The organism is Sphingosinicella microcystinivorans, from assembly GCF_027941835.1.
Taxonomy (GTDB): Bacteria; Pseudomonadota; Alphaproteobacteria; order Sphingomonadales; family Sphingomonadaceae; genus Sphingosinicella.
Genome location: NZ_CP116005.1, coordinates 2762989 through 2782888 on the forward strand (window position 1 = coordinate 2762989; position 19900 = coordinate 2782888).

Genomic DNA, 19900 nt, shown 5'->3' on the forward strand with positions numbered 1-19900 from the left:
CCGCGATGGCGGAAGGACCGCTTTCCGGCATCAGGATCGTGGAGTTCGCGGGCATCGGTCCGGGGCCGTTCTGCGGGATGCTGCTCGCCGATCTCGGCGCGGACATCGTCCGCATAGACCGCAAGGGCGCGACCACGGGCGGCGAGCCGACCAACACGACCTTCCGCGGCCGCCGCTCGATCGCGCTCGATCTCAAGAACCCGGAGGCCGTGGCGCTCTGCCTGTCGCTCATCGAGAAGGCCGACGCGCTGTTCGAGGGCTTCCGCCCCGGCGTCATGGAGCGGCTCGGCCTCGGCCCGGACGCCGCGCTCGCGCGCAATCCGCGCATCGTCTACGGCCGCATGACCGGCTGGGGCCAGACCGGCCCGCTCGCGCAGGCGGCGGGCCACGATCTCAACTACCTGTCGTTGAGCGGCGCGGCGCACGCCATCGGCCCGGCGGAAAAGCCGGTGCCGCCGCTCAACATCGTCGGCGATTTCGGCGGCGGCTCGCTCTATCTCGCGATGGGCCTGCTCGCCGGGATCATCAGCGCGCGCGCCACCGGGTGCGGGCAGGTGGTGGACGCCGCCATCGTCGAAGGCGCGGCCTCGCTGATGACGATGTTCTACGGCCTCCGCCCGACCGGGCGCTGGAAGGACGAACGCGCCGTGAACGTGCTCGACGGCGGCGCGCACTTCTACAACACCTATCGCTGCGCCGACGGCAAATGGATTTCGCTCGGGCCGATCGAGCCGCAATTCTACGCGCTGCTGCGCGAGAAGGCGGGCCTCGACGATCCCGCCTTCGACGCGCAGATGAAGCGCGAGGCGTGGCCGGACCTCACCGCGAAGCTCGCGGACGTGATCGCGGGAAAGACGCGCGAGGAATGGTGCGCGCTCCTTGAAGGCACGGACGTCTGCTTCGCGCCCGTGCTCGGCCTCGACGACGCGCCCCGGCACCCGCACAACATGGCGCGCGGCACGTTCGTCGAGGTGGCGGGCGTCGTGCAGCCTGCGCCTGCGCCGCGCTTCTCCGAGACGCCGGGCGCCATTCAGGGGCCGCCGCCGCAGATCGGCGCGCACAACCGGAGCGCGCCGCTCGACTGGGGCATCGACGCGGAGTGCGTTTCCGCGCTGGAAGCCGCGGGCGTGCTTTGAACGAAACCACGAGGGAGGGTCATCCGATGGAATCCAACGAACGCCGCAGCGCCCTTGCCATGCTGCTCGCCTTGCCCGTGGGCGCCGCCGCGCTTTCCGGCAGCGCCGCCGCCGCGCCGCGCAAGGCGAGCGCCGCCGACCGGCTCGACCGGCTGGTCTCGCATCAGGAGATCACCGACATCCTGAACCAGTACGCGCGCGGCTGGGACCGGCTCGACGAGGAGGCCCTGCGCGGCTGCTTCTGGCCGGAGGCGCAGCACCGGCACGGCGGCTTCAAGGGGCTGTCGCAGGACTTCATCACCCGGGCGTTCCCCGTGGTCGCGAAGGTGAAGGGTACGCGGCACAGCATCTCGAACATCTTCATCGAGATCGACGGCGACCGCGCCTTTGCCGAATGCTATTTCGCGGCGACGCACCGGCGCATGAACGCGGCCGGGACGGACGAGGAGGACTATTTTTCCTCGGGCCGCTATCTCGACCGTTTCGAACGGCGCGGCGGCGTCTGGAAGATCGCGCAGCGCCGCGGCCTCAACGAGTTCGAGCGCATCGAGCCGCGCGCCGACGCGACGCTCGCCAAGGCGGACCCGGAACAGCTCGGCCGCCGCAAGCCCGAAGACCCCTACTACACGATGCTCGCGGATTTCCGCGCCGGGAAGTGAACTTTCTCCCCTCCCCTTGAGGGGAGGGGCCGGGGGTGGGGCGCATCCGCAAGCCCGGCGCCGGGCAACGGAACCGCCCTCCTCAAACCCCTTCCGCTTGTTCAGCCCTACAACCGCTCGACGATCGTCACGTTCGCCATGCCGCCCGCCTCGCACATGGTCTGGAGGCCGTATCGGCCGCCGCGGTCGTGGAGTGCGCTCACCAGCGTCGTCATCAGCTTCGTGCCGGAGCCGCCGAGCGGGTGGCCGAGCGCGATGGCGCCGCCGTTGACGTTGAGCCTTCCCATGTCTGCGCCGAGCGCCTGCGCCCACGCGAGCGGCACGGGCGCGAAGGCCTCGTTCACTTCGTAGAGGTCGATGTCGGAAATCCCGAGGCCGCTGCGGGCGAGCGCCTTCTCCGTCGCCGGGATCGGCGCTTCGAGCATGATGACGGGATCGTGGCCGATCACCGTCATCTGGTGGACGCGGGCGAGCGGCGTCGCGCCGAGCGCTTTCAGGCCCGCGTCATTGACGACGAGCACGGCCGCCGCGCCGTCGCAGATCTGGCTGGCGTTCGCCGCCGAGATCACGCCGTCCTCCTGAAGCAGCTTCACGCTCGCGATCTTCTCGAGGCTCGCGTCGGCGCGGATGCCCTCGTCCGTGTCGTGGACGAGGGTTTCGCCTTCGGGCGTCGTCACGTCGATCGGCACGATCTCGCCCCTGAACTTGCCCGCCGCGGTGGCCGCCGCCGCGCGCCGGTGGCTTTCGAGCGCGTAGGCGTCGAGCGCGGCGCGGTCGAGGCCGTATTTGCGGGCGAGAAGCTCCGCGCCCTTGAACTGGCTGAACGGCGTGTTCGGGTAGCGCGCCTCGACGCCGGGGCTGCGGTGCGTGCCGTAGCCGTGCTGCGCGGGCAGCGTCCACGGCAGGCCCATCGGCACGCGCGTCATGCTCTCCACGCCCGCCGCGATCACCACGTCCATCGCGCCCGCCATCACCGTGGCGGCGGCGAAGTGCAGCGCCTGCTGCGAGGAGCCGCACTGCCGGTCGACGTGCGTGCCGGGGATCGATTCGGGGAGGCCCGCCGCCAGCACGGCGTTGCGGCCGATGTTCGCGCCCTGCTCGCCCGCCGGGCAGGCGCAGCCCATGATCACGTCCTCGACGAGCGCGGGGTCGGCGTCGGCGCGCGACATGAGATCGGCGAGCACGCGGCCCGCGAGGTCCGCCGGGTGCAGCCCGGCGAGGCGGCCGCCGCGTTTTCCGCCTGCGCTTCGCGCCACTGCAACGATATAGGCTTCGGCCATGATCCGGTCTCTTCCAAAATTTCACTTGCGAGCAAAATTCCATTGCGCACGCGTCTCGTCAAGTGCATTATCCAAATGAATTAGATAAGCTCCGCACGCTCACTTGGGAGGATGGCATGATCGCCGACATGCGCTTTGGCACCAACCTGTACCGGTTCCCCAGCTTCGGGCCGGAACTCCAGCCGCTTATCGAGTTCGTGAAGCTCTCCGAGGATTTCGGCTTCGAGCGGATTCGCCTGCCCGACCATGTCGTCGGCATCATCGCGGAGCGGCACGGCGGCATCGCCGAGACGCCCTACACCGACAAGAGCGTGATCCGCGAGGTGTTCACGCTGATGGCCTATCTCTCGGCGATCACCAGCAGGATCACCTTCGTGCCCGCCGTGATCGGCCTGCCGCAGCGGCAGACGGTGCTTGCCGCGAAGCAGGCGGCGGAGGTGGACATCCTCTCTGGCGGCCGCCTCGTTCTCGGCGTCGCCATCGGCTACAACGCGCTCGAATTCCGGGCGATGGGCTTCGAGTTCTCCGACCGCGCCAAGCGTTTCGAGGAACAGATCGACGTGATGCGTAGGCTCTGGACGAGCGCGGACGTCAGCTACGAGGGCGTCTATCACAATTTCGTCGACGTCAGCCTGTCGCCGCTGCCGATCCAGCGGCCGATCCCGCTCTATTTCGGGCTCGGCCGCCGCATCGCGCCGATCCCGCCCGACGCCGTTCTGAAGCGCATCGGCCGCCTCGCGGACGGCTGGTTCCCGATCTTCAAGCCGGATGCCGAGGGCCGGAAGGCGTTCGACACGATGCGCGCCGCCGCCGTCGAGGCCGGGCGCGACCCGGACAGGATCGTGATGGAGATGACGCTCGACACGACCGGCATGGATGCGGACCGGATTCGCGACGAGATCCTGAAGCGCCGCGATTTCGGCGTCGACGTGATCAATTTCAGCCTGCCGGGCGCGACGGCGGCCGAGCATATCGACGCGCTGAAGCGGCTCAAGGAAACGCTGGACTCGGCCGCGAACTGATCGGCGGGGGCGTGCGCGGCGGACGCGCACGCCCCCGCCGGCATCACTTGAAATACTGGTAGGATTCGTCGCTGCGGTCGTGCTTGCCCGCGACTTTCGCGAACGCCGGCCAGTCCTTCCAGTCGTAGCGGATTTGTCCGTAGATTTCGCCGACATAGCGGCGGTGCTGGATCGCCCAGCGGCCGTTCTTCAGCGTCCAGCGGTCGATGTAGCGGCCGCGATAGATGCTCTCCACGACCGTCCCGTCCTCGAGCGGATGATCGCGGATCACCGAATCGCCGTAGCCTTCCGAGACCGCGCGGTCGCCGTTCACCTCGATGTAGACGTTCACGATGCGGTGGTGCGTGTGCGCCTTCGAATCGACGAACGTCTGGCCGCTGTCGAGCGGCGCCGAATAGGGTCCGAGCGGGTTGTTCATGTACTGGGCGGTGGCGTCCGTGTGCCAGATCGTGTCCTGGAGTGCACGGTCGCTGCGGTCCATGGCGCGGCAGTAGCGTGCGAGGCCGTCGAGGATGGCGAGGCGGGCGGCCGCTTCATGCTGCATCTGCTTCGCGTCGATCCCGCGCGCCGCCGCGGGCGCGGCCTGCGCCTTCGCGGTGCCGGAAAGCGCCGCAAGGCCGAAGACGCCCGCCGCCAGCGCAAGGAAGCCCCGTCGCTCGGGCTGCGCGTCGGCAAGCCACGCGCGGTCGGTTTCGTCGATCATGCTCATCTCTTCTTTCTCCCCTCGGGTTTCAGCGGAACGCGGGCAGAACGTCGCGCGCGAAGGCCTCGATCTGCTCGATGTAGACGTCAACATTGGGCATCAGCAGCCCGAGCGCGACATGGTCCGCGCCGATAACTTCGTAAGCTTTGAGCTCCGCGATCGCCTCCGCCGCGCTCATCAGCGGCTTGCTCCCCGCCCGCGCGCTCGGCGTCGCCAGCCGGATGCGATTGGGCAGCGAAACCGCGACGCGCGGCAGTTCCGTCCGCCCCATCTCCTTCGCCGTCGCTTCCAGAAGCTCGATGCCTTTCGCAAGTCCCTCGGCATCGGCGGCATTGGGTAGCCAGCCGTCGCCGAGTTCGATGGCGCGGCGGATGGCGCGCGGTCCGTTCCCGCCCGTGTAGAACGGCGGGGCAGGCGACTGGACGGGGCGGATCAGCGTCCTCAGCGGCCCGAACGAGACGAACTCGCCCTCGAACGCCGCTTCCTCGGACGACAGGATCGTGCGGATGACGCGCAGGTACTCGTCGTGCATCCGCCCCCGTTTCGAGAAGTCGATGCCGAGCGCCTTCGATTCCGCCTCGACGTGCCCGGTGCCGGTGCCGATCATCAGGCGGCCGCCTGAAAGCTGGTCGATGGTACCGATCATCTTCGCCTGCACAATCGGGTTGCGGTAGGGCAGGGTGATGATGTCACTGGCAAGCGTGACGCGGCTGGTGACACCCGCGAGAAACGCCCAGACCGCGTAAGGGTCGAGCCACCAGTCGTCGCCCGCATAATACTGGAACAGCGACACCGGCTGCGCGGGTGCGGCGGCACTTTCTCCCGCTTTCAGGAAGTTACTGGTGCCGCCCACGGAGATTTCCTCCGGCGGACCAAGCGGCGCGACGAGATGGTCCTGCACCCAGAGCGAATCGAAGCCGAGGTCTTCCACGCATTCCGCGATGCGGCGCACCTCCGGCCCGCGGCACCACTTGCGATAGCAGGGAATACGGATGCCGATCTTCACTTGGCGGCGCCTTTCCGGGCTTCGAACACGAGAAGGACGTTGCCGGGCGCCTGCACGGCATAGCCGTAGCCCGAGGAGACGAAGAGCATACCGTCCTTCATCACCGGGCCGGAGCCGCCGCCGAATGCGCCGCCTTTCGCAGTTTCGCCGTTTACGGTGACGACGGGCTCGGTGGTGTCATACTGCCACAGTACCTTGCCGGTCTCGCCGTCGTGGATGCGCAGCAACCCGTCCATCGCGCCGTTCAGCACATAGCCCGGCCCCGCCGTGATCGAGCCGGACGTACCGGGATGGCAGAGCGGCTTGCCGCCGCAATTGTCGGGGACGGGATGCTCCCAGATGTAATTGCCGGTCGCCGCATCGAGCGCATAGATTCCGGGGCGCGGATCGCCTTCGTATTTCACCCCGACATTGGTGTCCGCGACCGGCACGTAGATGCGTCCGCCTTCCGCCGCCATGCTGAAATGGATGCCGCCGAGCAGGCCGCCGCGGGCGATCTTCTTCTTCCAGACGAGCTTGCCGTCGTCGGGGTTGATGCCGAACACCCAGCCGGATTTCTGGCCCGCAACGAGAATCTGCTTGCCGTCCTTCATCGTCGCGAGAATCGGCGGCGCGGCGAAATCGAAATCGGGGCCGGGTTTCTTCGGGCAGTTGGCGTCGTCGGCTGTGCCGCACGACATGTTCCAGGCATCGCCTTCAAGGCCCTGGAAATGCCACTTCTGCTTGCCGGTCTTGAGGTCGATGGCGATGATGGCATCGCTCGTCGTCGTGGCCGGATCGGAATAGTTCTCGCCGGTGCCGAAGTAGAGCAACCCGCGCTTTGCATCGACCGTGGGCGTGTTCCACACGGGTGCGCCGGAGGGACCGAAAATCTCCGTGCCCGCGCGGTTCGTCCCTTGCGAAACCGGCGTGTCCACCGTGTAGCTCTGCCAGAGCTTGCGGCCTGTGCGCGCCTCGTAGGCGGCGATCTGTCCCCGGAACGTGCAGCAGCCGTATGCGGAATTGCCTGCCGCCGCGATCTCGCCGCTCGAAACAGGGACATAGAAGATGCCGTTGTGATAGGTGGCCGCCGCGGTGATCTTCGCCGAGCTGTGCTCCTCGGGCCGGTCGCTCCACACGAGGCTGCCGTCGCGCGCGTCGACCGCATAGACCTTGCCGATACCGTCGCCGAAGATGGCGATCGGCTTCGCATTACGGTCGCCTTTCTTCCACGGCTGGACGACGATGCCGGTCTGCACCTCGCCCGCCGCGTCGAAGGTCCAGCGCACGCAGCCCGTTTCACGGTCGAGCGCATAGACGCGCCCGCTGTGACTGCCCATGATCGCTGCGCCGCCGACAAGTGCCGGCTGCGAGCGCACGCGGCTCGCATTCGGGAAGCCGAACGCCCACTTGAGCTTCAGATTGCCGACATCGGCCTTGGTGATGCCGCCACGCGAGGTAGGGACGAAACGGCTGTTGTCGGCTTCCTGTCCCCAGATCCAGCCGTCGCTGCCGTCATTGAAGTCGAACGTCTTGCGCGGTGCTTCGCACATCTTGAGTGAGGCGGCCTTCGCATCGCCGTACTTGCGCGGCGAGGTGAGATATTCGGCGACCTGAATGCGCTGTTCTTCCGTGATGGTCTCACCGATGTCGCGCATCACCCCGCTCGTCAGCGTCTGCACGATCGCCTCCGGCATCATCGCGCCCATCATGCGCGTGAGCGGCGCCTTCGGCACCGAGCCGTCGTGGCAGACGAGGCAGGTTTCGCGGAAGATCGCTGCGCCGGGCATCGATTCGCGTGCGCGCTCGGCAGCGAGGAAGGCTTCGTTAAGGGCCTTGCCGCCTTTTTCCTCAGGCTTCTGTTCCGGCGCGGCGGCGATTACGATTGCCGACAGGCCTACGAGTGCGGTGAGGGCGAGGGGGGACGTTTTCATGGTCGTGTCTCGTTCGTGTTCGTGGCCGCTCAGGCGGTGCGGAAGCGGATGGTTTTGGCGTAGCTGTATTCGTGCAGGCCCTCGATGCCGTACTCGCGCCCGAAGCCGGACCGCTTGATGCCGCCGAAGGGAGCGTGCACGCTGAAATTGCCCGGGCCGCCGTTGATGCTGACGCCGCCCGTCCGCACGGCGCGCGCGATCTCGAACGCGCGGCCCATGTTTCTCGACCACACGGTGCCGGCGAGGCCGAAATCCGAATCATTGGCGATGGCCACGGCCTCTTCGTCGCTGTCGACCCCGATGACGACGGCGATGGGGCCGAAGATTTCCTCACGCACCACGGCGCTCTCGTTGGAGAGGCCGTCGAACAGCGTCGGTTCATAGAAGAAGCCGTGGTCGAACCCTGCCGGCCGCCGGCCGCCGAAAACGAGGCGCCCTCCATCAGCGTGGGCCTTCGCGACATAGGATTCCACCTTGTCGCGCTGGCTCGCGCGGATCAGCGGACCCATCGTGACGCCGGGAGCGAGGCCATACCCGATCTTCACGCCGCGCACCATTTCGGTGAGGCGTTCGAGATAGTCGGCCTTGATGCTGTTGTGGACGATGTGGCGCGTGGTGAGGCCGCAGGCCTGCCCGGCGTGCATGGTCATGCTGCGGAGGCCTGCTGCGACGGCGAGGTCGAGATCGGCGTCCGGGCAGACGATCATTGCAGACTTGCCGCCGAGTTCGAGAACGAGCCGCTTCAGCGTCGGCGCTGCCTGCGCCTGGATCAGCGAACCCACGGCGTCGGACCCGGTGAAGCTCACCATGTCGACGCGCGGGTCCGAGGTGAGCAGAGAGCCGACATCGACACCGCCGGTAACGACATTGAAGACGCCCTGAGGAAGGCGTGCGGCTTCTGCTGCCTCTGCGAGGAGCAGCGATTCGAACGGCGTGAACGGGGAGGGCTTCAGGACCACGCTGTTGCCCATCACGAGCGCCTGCATGGATTTGACGACGCCCATCAGCAGCGGGAAATTATAGGGCGTGATGACGGAAACGACGCCGATCGGTTCGCGTACCACGACGCCCGCGCCGACATTGGCGGTGCCGTCCGGCAGCGGCACGGTTTCGAGCGGCAGGTTACGGTCGAGATCGGTGCGGGCGAGCGACAGGATCGCACGTCCGACCGCGACGGACGTGTCATAGCCGACCGCGCGCGCAATGCCCTGCGCCACACCGGTTTCGGTGACGATCAGCCGGACGATCGCATCGCCGCGTTCGGCGAGCCATGCGACGAACGGCTCCAGGCGCGCGGCGCGCTCGGCGGTTGAAAGACGCGGCCACGGTCCGTGATCGAAGGCATGGCGCGCTGCGGCGATCGCGGCGTCCACCTCGCGCACGCCGCCGACCGGCGCCCGCCCGAAAACCGACTCCGTTGCGGGATCAGGGATTTCGTCGAATGCGCCCGTGGACGGCGCCAGCCATTCGCCACCCACATACAGGCGATGATAGCTGCTGAACGGAATCTCGGCTGAAGCCACCGGCGTTCACCTCCCACGACCACAAACACGGCGATCTTCCGTCACCATTTTTGCATGGTGGTGCATATTCTTGAGAGGGTCAAGCGAAAGCGCGAAAATCCTCTTCGGTGTCGACGTCGCGTTGAAGGCCGGGGCGGCGCACGAAGGCGACCCAGAGGTGGGCTTCCTCGGCCGCTTGCCGGTGCGCGGAGGCGCTGTTTTCCCCGTAGAGATAAGGGATTGCCGCAGGCGGCGAGACGAGGAGGGCGTTGGTGCCGAGGTCTGCGTGATCGGGTGCGATCACGCAGACAGACGCGCCCTTTGCCGCATCGAGCATGGCCAGAACGTCGTCCGTTTCGAGCAGCGGCAAATCCGTGCTGAGCGACAACACTGCCGCTGCACCGCGTTCCCGCGCGTAAGCCGCAGCCTGCGCAAGCGCGGCGTTCAGCGTGTGGCCGTACTCCTCCAGGAATATCGCGCCCGCCGCCTTTGCCAGATCGCGGACCTCTGCCGCACGGCTGACGACGAGGATGCGCGCTGGGGGGACGACAGCGGTGGCGATGCCCAGAACATGGGCAAACATCCGTCGATTGAAGGCTTCGCGCTCCGCCGGGGGCAGCACGTCTGCGAGGCGGCTCTTGCCTTCGCCGAACGGGCGCACGGGGATGATGATCCACACCGACATGTCGCTATCGTGCGCTGAGGGTACGGGCGAAATCCAGCGTGATCTGTGCGAGGCGCTTGCGGTCTGCGGCGTCGCGCATCAGCGTGTCGTCGGCATGGATCGCGGGGCCGTTGCAGGGCAGGGCGGCGTCGGCGCGGTCGATGACGAGGCCGTCCAAAAAGTTGACATAGTAGTCGGCGAGGGCGGATGGCGTGGCTTCGAAGCCGCGCTCGTTCATGATCTTTGCAGCTGGCCCCTTCACCGCCTTGCCGCCGATGAAGGGCGATACGGCGACCACGGGCACGCGCCGGGCCTCCAGCGCCCGGCGGATGCCGGGGATGGCGAGGATCGGCCCGATGCTGAGGATCGGGTTCGACGGACAGATAATTATCGCCTGAAGTGCAGGATTGGAAAACGCGTCCGCGAGCGCCGGGGACGGGGCCGCCGCATCGGCGCCGCCGTAGCGGATCGACAGGAAGCGGGGTTCGCAGCGGCGGCGGACGAAATAGTCCTGAAACGCGAGCTCGCCCTCGTCCGTTTCGACGACGGAGCGGACGGGATCGTCGCTGACCGGCACGATGCGGTGACGGATGCCGAGCCGCTGCGCGAAGCGCGCGGTGATTTCGGACAGCGTGTGCGTTTTCAGGAGCTGCGTGCGGAGCACGTGCAGCGCCATGTCGCGGTCGCCGAGGTTGAACCAGTCCTCGCCGCCGAGGGTCCGGAGCATCGCCATGAAGTTCCACGTCTCGCCCTCGATGCCCCAGCCCTGCGCGCGGTTGGCGAGGCCCGCAAGCGTGTAGGTGACGGTGTCGAGGTCCGGGCAGACGGTGAGGCCGAGATGCTCGAAATCGTCGCCGACGTTGACGGCGATCAGAAGCTCTTCGGGCGGAAGCACGGCGGCGAGACCGGCGGCGAGCTTCGCGCCGCCGACGCCGCCCGCGAGCGCGACGATCATGGAAACAGGTCCAGCGCGCGCGGGCGCACCAGCTCCGCCGCATTGCCCTCGCGCCGCGCGTAGGAAACGCCGCGCACGATCGCGAGCGGGCGGCCCTCGCCCGCCTGACCCATCGCAAGCGAGGCGGCGGCGGCGATCTCGTCGGCAAGGCCGAGTTCGCTGGTTTCGAGGCGGCGGCCATAGATGTCGGGCGTGCCGCGCAGGTCGAGCAGCGCGGGGAGGCCCGCCGCGCCGATGGCGGTGCCGGTCGTGCCGTTCCGCCACGCGCGGCCGAGGCTGTCGATGATGAGCACGGCGACGTCGGCGCCGCTCGCGGCGCGGAGCGCATCGCGCAGCACCGCCGCGCTCGCGTCGGGGTCGCGCGGCAGCAGAAGCGCGGCGGGACGGCTATGGTCGATGTTCGACTGGTCGATCCCGGCGTTCGCCAGCACGATGCCGAGGCGGTGACGGACGATGAGCACGCCTTTCCGCACGCGCATCACCGTGTCGGTTTCCGAAAGTACGAGTTCGACGAGGCGCGGGTCCTTGTCGCACTGCGCGGCAAGCTCCACGGCGCGCGGGGAGGGCGTGACCGTGTCGAGGGGGACGAGACGGCCTTCGGCCTTCGAGACGATCTTCTGCGCGAGCACGACGATGTCGCCGTCTTCCGGCGTATGCGCCGCAAGGACGAGCGTCGCGAGGTCGTCGCCCGCGGCGACCTGCGGCACGCCATCCGGTGCGAACACCGTTATCGTTGCGCCGGAGCCTGTCATGAAATGCCGTTCGTCAGATGCCTGTGATGCGGATACCCGATCCCGGCACCTTGTACTTGCGGTTGAGCGCGATCAACACCGAAGTCAGCCCTTCGGCCACCACGGAATTCGCGAGCGGCCCCGCGTTCCACGCCTTGAGGCCGATCGCCTCGGCGAGCGCGACCACGGTGTCCGCCGTTTCGGGATCGTCGGCGCAGACGAGGACATCGCATTCGATTTCCTCGTCGAGCTTGGTCAGGTGGTGTGCGGAGATGTTCTGGAACGCCGAGACGACCTTCACGCCTTCGCCGAGCAGCTTCTGCACGGCTTCCACCGCCGAGCCGCCCTCGGGAAGCTGCACGCGGCTCACCTTCGGCGGCACCAGCGGCACGGTGACGTCGATGAGGATCTTGCCTTCAAGCTGCGTGCGAACCTCCTGCACGGTCGATTGCTGGGCGGCGTAGGGCACGGCGAGCACGACGATGTCGGCCTTCGCGGCGGCGTCAGCATTGGCGGCCCCGGTCACGGCCGCGCCGCCCAGCGTTTCGTTCATCGCGGCGGCGGCTTCGGCGGCGCGTTCCGCCGTGCGGCTGCCGACGATGACGGGATAGCCGCGATGCGCCCAGCGCAGCGCGAGGCCGCCGCCTTCCTTGCCCGTGCCGCCGAGGACCGCGATGGTCGGCTTCGCTTCACCCTGCATACTCGAACTCCTTGCCCAAGGTCTTGTCGCCGTCCTTGCGCGGCGGCGTGAGAATGATCGGCGCGAGGTCCGCGGCCTCGCGGCCCTTGCGGCGCGCGGCTTCGCTCACGTCGCCGTACAGCGTCGTGCGCTGACGCGGCGCGCGCCCGATCGAACGGATCAGCGCGTCCATCGCGGCGGGCGGCATCTCCTGCCCGTGCTGCGTGCCCGCCGCGCGCGAAATGCTCTCGTTCATCAGCGTGCCGCCGAGGTCGTTCGCGCCCGATGCGAGGCAGGCGGCGACGCCCGCCGGGCCGAGCTTGACCCAGCTCGTCTGGATGTTCGCAATCAGCGGATTGAGCGCGAGGCGGGCGACGGCGTGCATCAGCCGCACCTCGCGGAAGGTCGGCCCGCGCCGCGTCTCTCCGCGCACGCCCATCGGCGCTTCCATGTGCACGAACGGCAGCGGCACGAATTCGGTGAAGCCGCCGGTTTCGGCCTGGAGATCGCGGATAAGCAGCAGGTGGCGCGCCCAGTGCGCGTAGGTTTCGACATGGCCGAACATGATCGTCGCGGTGGTGCGGAAGCCGACCTTGTGGGCGGTGCCGACGACGTGCAGCCATTCCGCCGTGTTCAGCTTGTCCGGGCAGATGATGCGGCGCACCTCGTCGTCGAGGATTTCGGCGGCGGTGCCGGGGAGCGTGCCTAGGCCCGCGTCCTTCAGGCGGCAGAGGAAATCCTCGACCGACAGGCCGAGCGTTTCCGCGCCGTGGGACACTTCGAGCGGCGAGAAGGCGTGGAGGTGAATGTCCGGCACGGCGGTGCGGACGGTGCGCGCGAGCGTGAGATAGGTCTCGCCCGTGTAGCTCGGATGGATGCCGCCTTGCAGGCAGACCTCCGTGCCGCCGCGCGCCCACGCTTCTTCCGTGCGCCGCGCTACCTCGGCGAGATCGAGGTCGTAGGGCCGGCCGCGCAGCGCGTCCGACGTCTTGCCCTTGGAGAAGGCGCAGAAGCCGCACTTGTAGGCGCAGATGTTGGTGTAGTTGATGTTGCGGTTGACGACATAGGTGACAGTGTCGCCGTTCACCGCGCGCCGGAGCGCGTCCGCGCTTTCGCAGATGTGTTCGAGATCGACGTCGCGCGCCTCGAACAGCGCGGCGAGGGCGGCTTCGTCCGGACGCTCTCCGGCAAGCGCGCGGTTCACCGTCGCTGCGATGCCGCGATCGAGCGCGGCGAGGTACGGCGCTTCGGGCGGACGGTCGGGGAGGGCGAGACCGGGAGACCAGCCGTCGGCGCGCGCGAAGCCGGAGGTGTCGGCGGCGGCGCGCACGTGGCGCTGCATCGCCGCATCCTGCCAGCGCGCGTTTTCGGCGACGTAGGCGGGATAGACCGGGAGGCGGGGGACGAGGATGCGGTTCGCGCCAGCGGTGGCTGCGCGCAGTTGCTGCACGGCGGGCCACGGCGCTTCGGGGTTCACGTGATCGGGGGTGACGGGCGACACGCCGCCCCAGTCGTTGATGCCCGCGTCGATGAGGCGCGGGAAATCGTCCGCCGAGAGGTTCGGCGGCACCTGGATGTTCATGGCCGGGCCGAGCAGGATGCGCGCGGCGGCGGCGGTCCAGAGCAGGTCGTCCATGTCCGGCTCCGGCGCGTCCGCCATCACGGTGCGCGGCTTCGCCCGGAAGTTCTGGACGATGACCTCCTGGATATGGCCGTGGCGGGCATGGAGATCACGGATCGCGGCGAGCGCATCCAGCCGTTCGGCGCGCGTTTCGCCGATGCCGATGAGGATGCCGGTGGTGAAGGGGATCGCAAGCTCGCCCGCGATGCGGATGGTCTCGAGGCGGACCTCGGGATGCTTGTCCGGCGAGCGGTAATGCGCGCCGCCCTTTTCGCAGAGGCGGTCCGAAACCGATTCGAGCATCAGCCCCTGCGAGGCGGAGACGGGGCGCAGCATCGCCATCTCCTCGCGGGTCATCACGCCCGCGTTGATGTGCGGCAGCAGACCCGTCTCGTCGCGGACGGCGGCGGCGACCTCGGCGAGGTAGGAGAGGGTGGTCTCGTGCCCGAGCGCGGCGAGTTCGTCGCGCGCCGCCTTGAAGCGCAGTTCCGGCTTGTCGCCGAGCGTGAACAGCGCCTCGGTGCATCCGGCCGCCTTTCCGGCGCGCGCGATGTCCAGCACCTGTTCGCGGGTGAGGTAGCACGCCTCGCCCCGGCGCGGCGGCTGGGAGAAGGTGCAGTAGTGGCAGAGGTTGCGGCAAAGCTGCGTCAGCGGAATGAAGACCTTCGGCGACCAGCTCTGGATGCGGCCGTGGCCCGCCTCGCGCAGCGCCGAGGCGCGCGCCAGCATCTCGGGAAGCGGCATCGCCAGCAGCGATTCGGGCCTGATCTCCGCCATCTCAGCCGGCCCGGCCGTATTCGGCATCGTATTCGGGCGCGGCTTCGGCGGCGTGTGTTTCGGTGTCCGCAGGCGGCATTTCGATGATCGCGACGACGCTGCGCGCGAAATGGTCCAGCGTCTCTTCCGCGTCCCATGTCGGGTGGCGGCGGCTTTCGTCGGCAAGCGCGCGCTGGCGGGCCGAAAGCACGGCATTCAGATAGTTGCCGATGAAGATGAAGCGCTGGTTCTTGAGCGCGGGGGGCATGTCCGGCATCAGCCGCCGCAGGTGATCGAGGCAGCGCCGGTAGCCGATGTTGAGCCGGTCGGCGAGCGCATCCATCATCAGGTCGCGGTGGGTCATCGCCAGCATGGTGATGAAGCAGGTGTAGTCGCCTTCGCCGGGGTCCGCCGCCACCGCCGGGAAGATCAGCACGTCCACGACCTCGCGCACCGTGCGCGGGCCGCCGTCCTGCTCCAGCCGGTCGAGCGCGGCGTTGCGGCGGGCGTCGATCGCGGCGGCACCGTCCACGATGATCTCGCGAACGAGCGCCTCCTTCGATCCGAAATAGTAGCCGACCGCGCCGTGGTTCTTCTGCCCGGCCGCCGCCGCGATCTCGCGCACGGTGACGCCGTCCACGCCGCGCTCCGCGAACAGACGCTGCGCCACGGCCTTGATGTGCGCCGCGGAGACGTTGCGCGGCTGTTCGTCGCTGGAAATCTGGAGCCTGACCATGCCCGGCAGATTCTCATTGCAATGGCCTTCCGTCAAGTGCATTATCCAAATGAATTAAACAGCGGGATCAATTTTGCATCGGAGTACCCGTGGGAGGATTGCCGGACATCGAGGCGCTCTCGAAATGGATGGAAACCCAAGGGCTTGGGTCCGATTCCATCGAGGACGTGACGCCGCTCGCAGGGGGCACGCAGAACATCCTGCTGCGATTCCGCCGGGGCGGGCGCGACTATGTGCTGCGCCATCCGCCGGAGCATCCGCGCCCAAATTCGAGCGAGACCATGCGGCGCGAGGCGCAGCTCCTGGCGGCGATCGCGGATACGGACGTGCCGCATCCCCGCCTGATCGCCGCCTGCGGCGACGAATCGGTATTGGGCGCGGCCTTCTACCTGATGGAGCCGGTCGAGGGCTTCAATCCGGTCGCGGGTATGCCGGCGCTCCATGCGGGGTCCGCGGAGATCCAGCACGGCATGGGGCTTTCGCTGGTGGAGGGCATCGCCAAGCTCGGCGCGCTCGATTACCGCGCGCTCGGGCTTTCGGGCTTCGGCAAGCCGGACAATTATCTCGAACGGCAGGTCTTGCGCTGGCGCGCGCAGCTTGAAGGCTACGGCGAGTTCGCGGGCTGGGAAGGCCCGGCCGCGCTCGGCGACGTCGAGCGGATCGGCCGCTGGCTCGACGCCAACCGGCCCGCGACGTTCGAGCCGGGCATCCTCCACGGCGACTATCACATGGCGAACGTCATGTTCCGGAACGACGGGCCGGAACTCGCGGCCATCGTCGACTGGGAACTGGCGACGATCGGCGATCCGCTGCTCGACCTCGGCTGGGTGCTGGCGACATGGCCGGAGCCGGGCAAGGAAGGCGCGGTGAGCGTGAAGCCGTGGATCGGCTTCCCGACCGCCGAGGAGCTCGTCGCGCACTACGCGGCGCGTTCGTCCCGCGACCTTTCCGCGATCGGCTGGTACCGCGTGCTCGCCTGCTACAAGCTCGGCATCCTGCTGGAAGGCACGCACGCCCGCGCCTGCGCGGGCAAGGCGCCGCGCGACGTCGGCGACCGGCTCCATGCCCGCAGCGTCTGGCTGTTCGAGCGCGCCGCCGGGTGGACGCGATGACGGGCAGGACTTCAGGGACGATGACGACAGGGAGCGATATGAGTGTGAACGACACGGATTTCACCGGCCACAACGTGCTGGTGGTGGGCGGCTCCAGCGGGATCGGCAACGGCATCGCGCAGGCCTTCCGCGCGCGCGGCGCGAACGTCCACGTCTGGGGCACGCGCGCCAGCGCCGCCGACTACGCGGGCGACGAAGGCTCCGACCTGACGGGGATCGGCTACACGCAGGTCGATTGCGGCAGCGTCGAGTCGATCCTGTCCGCGCCCGCGCCGTTCGAGACGATCGACGTGCTCGTCCATTCGCAGGGCGCCGTCCTCTACAAGCGGCAGGAGTTCCAGCCCGAAGGCTGGGACAAGGTGATGGCGGTGAACGTGGGCAGCGTCATGCACATCTCGCAGCGTTTCCACGACGCGCTCGCCGCCGCGAAGGGCAACGTCATCGTCATCAGCTCGATCGGCGCGTTCCGCGCCACGATGGGGAATCCCGCCTACGCCGCATCGAAGGCGGCCGCCGTGAACCTCGTCCGCGCGCTCGCGCAGGCGTGGGCGGCGGACGGCATCCGCGTGAACGGCATCGCGCCGAGCCTCGTCGACACCAAGATGACCAAGGTGACGATGGACCACGAACACCGCCGCGAGCGCGCGCTCGCAAAGATTCCGCTGGGGCGCTTCGGCAGCGTCGAGGACATGGCGGGCGTCGCCGTGTTCCTCGCCTCGCCGCTCGCCGCCTACGTCTGCGGCCAGACGCTGGTCGTCGACGGCGGCATGACGCTCTGAACACCATAACGCGAGGAGACAGGACATGGACTTCGAATACTCGGACAAGGTGAAGACACTGCGCGAGAAGCTGACGGCGTTCATGGATGCCCACGTCTACCCGACGGAGCAGGACCGCATCGACTTCCAGCACGACCACGCCAACCTGTGGAAGCCGTGGCCGGGGATCGAGGACATCAAGGCGAAGGCGAAGGCGGAAGGACTCTGGAACCTGTTCATGCCGCACGAATACGGCGAATGGAGCCCCGGCCTCACCAACCTCGAATACGCGCCGCTCGCCGAGCTGATGGGCCGCGTGGTGGGGGCGTCGGAGTTCTTCAACTGCGCGGCGCCCGACACGGGCAACATGGAGGTGCTGGCGAAGTACGGCACGCCCGAGCAGCAGGAGAAGTGGCTGAAGCCGCTGCTCGCGGGCGAGATCCGCTCGGCCTACGTGATGACGGAGCCGGAGGTGGCGTCGTCCGACGCGACCAACATCGCCACCACGATCATCGCCGACGGCGACGACTATGTCATCAACGGCCGCAAGTGGTGGATCTCGGGCGTGATGGACCCGCGCTGCAAGGTCTATATCCTGTTCGGCCGCACGCCCAGCGACGGCCCGCGCCACCGCCAGCATTCGCAGATCATCATCCCGGCGGACACGCCCGGCATCGAGATCGTGCGCCCGCTCCCCGTGTTCGAATCGCTGCATTCGCCGGGTGGCCACTGCGAGATGCTGTTCAAGGACGTGCGCGTGCCGAAGGAGAATCTGATCCTCGGCGAAGGCCGCGGTTTCGAGATCGCGCAGGGACGTCTTGGGCCGGGCCGCATCCATCACTGCATGCGCCTCATCGGGCAGGCGCAGCGCGCGGTGGAATACATGGCGCGCCGCGTCGAGAACCGCGTCGCGTTCGGGCGCAAGCTCTCCGAGCAGTCAAGCATCCGGCAGGACATCGCGCGCTCGTTCTGCGAGATCGAGCAGGCGCGCCTGCTGACGCTGAAGGCCGCCGACGCGATGGACCGCCACGGTAACAAGGTCGCGAAGGACCTGATCGCCGCGATCAAGATCGTCGCGCCGCAGATGGCGCAGACGGTCGCCGACCGCGCGATCCAGGCGCACGGCGCGATGGGCCTCACGGGCGATACGCCGGTGGCGCAGATCTTCGTCTCGGGCCGCTTCCTGCGCATGGCGGACGGGCCGGACGAGGTGCATCTCTCGCAGCTCGGCAAGCTGAAGATCGCGGAATACAACGCGGCTCCCTTGCGCTGATAAAGGTCTGTTCGGGGAGGGTCGGAACATGGCGGCGCTGACGGAAACATCCGCACGAAAGCCGGGCGAGGCCGCCGCATGGTGGATGGTCGCCGTGCTGTTCCTGATCTACGTGCTCGCGTGGCTCGACCGGCTGGTGATCTCGATGCTGGTCGAGCCGATCAAGGCCGACATGGCGCTCAGCGATTTCCAGATGAGCATCATCCTCGGCCCGGCCTTCGCGATCTCCTATGCGGTGTTCGGACTTCCGCTCGGCTGGGCTGCGGACCGGTTCCCGCGCCGCACCGTGATCTTCTTCGGCGTGCTGACATGGGCGCTCGCAACCGTCGCCTGCGGCTTCGCGCGCACGTTCGAGACGCTGCTGCTCGCGCGCATCGTCGTGGGCGTGGGCGAGGCGGCGTTGCTGCCGTCCGCCTACTCGCTGATCTCCGACGGTTTCCCGCGCGAGAAGCTGACGCTCGCGACCTCGACGTTCCAGATGGCGGGCAAGGTCGGCTCGGCGACCGCGTTCGGCCTCGGCGGCATCGCGATCGCCTTCGCCGTCGGGCTGAAGGGCGTGGACCTGCCGATCCACGGCCCGGCCGAGCCGTGGCAGATCGTCATGATGCTCGTCGGCCTGCCGGGATTCCTGTTCGCGCTCCTGCTGTTCAGTTTCCGCGAACCGGCGCGCCGCGATCTCGGCGCCGCCGATCCGAAGGCGGGCTCGGTCGCCGCGACCGTCGCCTTCGTGCGCGCCAACTGGCAGCTCATCGGCCTGATGCTGATCGCCTTCTCGGCGCTCGCTGTCTGCGGCTACTCGATGACGGCGTGGGTGCCGACCTTCATCGGCCGCGAATACGGATGGGAGCCGGTCGCCTACGGACCGGCGCTCAGCCTGATGAACCTGCTCGCCGCCGCCTCGCTCGTCGTGAACGGCAAGATCGTCGACACGTTGTTCTCGCGCGGCATGAAGGACGCGCACCTGCGCTTCTACGGCTGGCTGATCCTCGCGCTCGCGCCTGCGATCCTCTACATGTTCTTCACGCCGAACCCGTGGGTGTTCCTCGCGCTCTACGGTGTCGTGCAGTTCGTCACCGTGCCGTTCATGGTCTACCTCTCGTCGGTGATCGCGCTGCTCGCACCGAACGCCGTGCGCGGCCAGATGATCGCCTTCTTCATGTTCGTGTTCACGATGCTCGGCATGGGCGCCGGGCCGGCCGTGGTCGGTGCGCTCACCGATTTCGTATTCGCGAGCGAGGACCGGCTGGGCGATTCGCTGGCGATCGTCGTTATCGCCGGGGCCGGCATCGCGCTTGTCGCGCTCAGGCTCTCACTCCGATACCTCGGCCCGGCGATTGCCCGGCGCGAGGCGCTCGCCGCGGACAGCGTTCATGGCTGAGCCTTCACCCGGTTTT

General features: G+C 68.2%; 18 protein-coding genes. 7 read left to right on the forward strand and 11 right to left on the reverse strand.

The window, feature by feature from the left end:
• The first annotated feature begins 5 nt into the window (after positions 1-5).
• Both PE061_RS13275 and PE061_RS13280 read left to right on the forward strand, forming a co-directional pair.
• Positions 6-1136 carry a CaiB/BaiF CoA transferase family protein gene (locus PE061_RS13275; RefSeq protein ID WP_271255755.1) on the forward strand — a complete coding sequence of 377 codons (1131 nt, stop codon included), beginning with the start codon at positions 6-8 and terminating at the stop codon, positions 1134-1136.
• 26 nt (positions 1137-1162) lie between these two features.
• Complete coding sequence (locus PE061_RS13280; RefSeq protein ID WP_271255756.1) at positions 1163-1795, forward strand: nuclear transport factor 2 family protein; 633 nt, start codon at positions 1163-1165, stop codon at positions 1793-1795.
• Positions 1796-1902: 107 nt separating this feature from the next.
• Here the strand turns inward: PE061_RS13280 and PE061_RS13285 are convergent, their stop codons facing one another.
• Positions 1903-3075, reverse strand: coding sequence for an acetyl-CoA C-acetyltransferase (locus PE061_RS13285; protein ID WP_271255757.1), 1173 nt, complete (start codon positions 3073-3075; stop codon positions 1903-1905).
• 116 nt (positions 3076-3191) lie between these two features.
• Here PE061_RS13285 and PE061_RS13290 point away from each other — a divergent pair, with 116 nt between their 5' ends.
• Entirely contained in the window at positions 3192-4097 is a 906-nt protein-coding gene (locus tag PE061_RS13290) for an LLM class F420-dependent oxidoreductase (RefSeq protein WP_271255758.1), read from the forward strand.
• A gap of 43 nt (positions 4098-4140) precedes the next feature.
• On the opposite strand, the gene PE061_RS13295 is transcribed toward PE061_RS13290, so the two are convergent.
• The 10 genes from PE061_RS13295 to PE061_RS13340 all read right to left on the reverse strand — a co-directional run bounded on the left by PE061_RS13295 (position 4141) and on the right by PE061_RS13340 (position 15405).
• Positions 4141-4800: a nuclear transport factor 2 family protein gene (locus PE061_RS13295; RefSeq protein ID WP_271255759.1), complete on the reverse strand. Its 660-nt coding sequence runs from the start codon at positions 4798-4800 to the stop codon at positions 4141-4143.
• Positions 4801-4828: 28 nt separating this feature from the next.
• Positions 4829-5806, reverse strand: coding sequence for a TIGR03619 family F420-dependent LLM class oxidoreductase (locus tag PE061_RS13300; RefSeq protein ID WP_271255760.1), 978 nt, complete (start codon positions 5804-5806; stop codon positions 4829-4831).
• Positions 5803-7719: a PQQ-binding-like beta-propeller repeat protein gene (locus tag PE061_RS13305; RefSeq protein WP_271255761.1), complete on the reverse strand. Its 1917-nt coding sequence runs from the start codon at positions 7717-7719 to the stop codon at positions 5803-5805. The genes PE061_RS13300 and PE061_RS13305 overlap by 4 nt, the downstream gene beginning before the upstream one ends.
• Before the next feature lie 29 nt (positions 7720-7748).
• On the reverse strand, positions 7749-9242 hold the full coding sequence (locus PE061_RS13310; RefSeq protein ID WP_271255762.1) for an aldehyde dehydrogenase family protein: 1494 nt from the start codon (positions 9240-9242) through the stop codon (positions 7749-7751).
• 79 nt (positions 9243-9321) lie between these two features.
• Positions 9322-9906, reverse strand: coding sequence for a 2-phospho-L-lactate guanylyltransferase (cofC, locus tag PE061_RS13315; RefSeq protein ID WP_271255763.1), 585 nt, complete (start codon positions 9904-9906; stop codon positions 9322-9324).
• Positions 9907-9910: 4 nt separating this feature from the next.
• Complete coding sequence (gene cofD / locus PE061_RS13320; RefSeq protein WP_271255764.1) at positions 9911-10840, reverse strand: 2-phospho-L-lactate transferase; 930 nt, start codon at positions 10838-10840, stop codon at positions 9911-9913.
• Positions 10837-11592, reverse strand: coding sequence for a coenzyme F420-0:L-glutamate ligase (gene cofE / locus PE061_RS13325; protein WP_271255765.1), 756 nt, complete (start codon positions 11590-11592; stop codon positions 10837-10839). The genes cofD and cofE overlap by 4 nt, the downstream gene beginning before the upstream one ends.
• Before the next feature lie 13 nt (positions 11593-11605).
• The gene (gene npdG, locus PE061_RS13330; protein ID WP_271255766.1) at positions 11606-12271 is read right to left on the reverse strand and encodes an NADPH-dependent F420 reductase; all 666 of its coding nucleotides are present in this window, start codon (positions 12269-12271) and stop codon (positions 11606-11608) included.
• Positions 12261-14648 carry a 5-amino-6-(D-ribitylamino)uracil--L-tyrosine 4-hydroxyphenyl transferase CofH gene (cofH, locus tag PE061_RS13335; protein WP_271255767.1) on the reverse strand — a complete coding sequence of 796 codons (2388 nt, stop codon included), beginning with the start codon at positions 14646-14648 and terminating at the stop codon, positions 12261-12263. Before cofH ends, npdG begins: the two co-directional genes overlap by 11 nt.
• Position 14649: 1 nt before the next feature.
• A complete protein-coding gene (locus PE061_RS13340; RefSeq protein WP_271255768.1) occupies positions 14650-15405 on the reverse strand; it encodes a TetR/AcrR family transcriptional regulator in 756 nt (251 codons plus the stop codon).
• Between the two features lie 47 nt (positions 15406-15452).
• Here PE061_RS13340 and PE061_RS13345 point away from each other — a divergent pair, with 47 nt between their 5' ends.
• The 4 genes from PE061_RS13345 to PE061_RS13360 are packed head-to-tail and all read left to right on the forward strand — an operon-like array spanning position 15453 to position 19884.
• Complete coding sequence (locus PE061_RS13345; RefSeq protein WP_271255769.1) at positions 15453-16475, forward strand: phosphotransferase family protein; 1023 nt, start codon at positions 15453-15455, stop codon at positions 16473-16475.
• Between the two features lie 38 nt (positions 16476-16513).
• Positions 16514-17254, forward strand: a complete 741-nt coding sequence (locus PE061_RS13350) for an SDR family NAD(P)-dependent oxidoreductase (RefSeq protein ID WP_271255770.1) — start codon at positions 16514-16516, stop codon at positions 17252-17254.
• Positions 17255-17279: 25 nt separating this feature from the next.
• On the forward strand, positions 17280-18506 hold the full coding sequence (locus PE061_RS13355) for an acyl-CoA dehydrogenase family protein (RefSeq protein WP_271255771.1): 1227 nt from the start codon (positions 17280-17282) through the stop codon (positions 18504-18506).
• Positions 18507-18534: 28 nt separating this feature from the next.
• A complete protein-coding gene (locus PE061_RS13360) occupies positions 18535-19884 on the forward strand; it encodes an MFS transporter (protein WP_271255772.1) in 1350 nt (449 codons plus the stop codon).
• Positions 19885-19900: the final 16 nt, after the last annotated feature.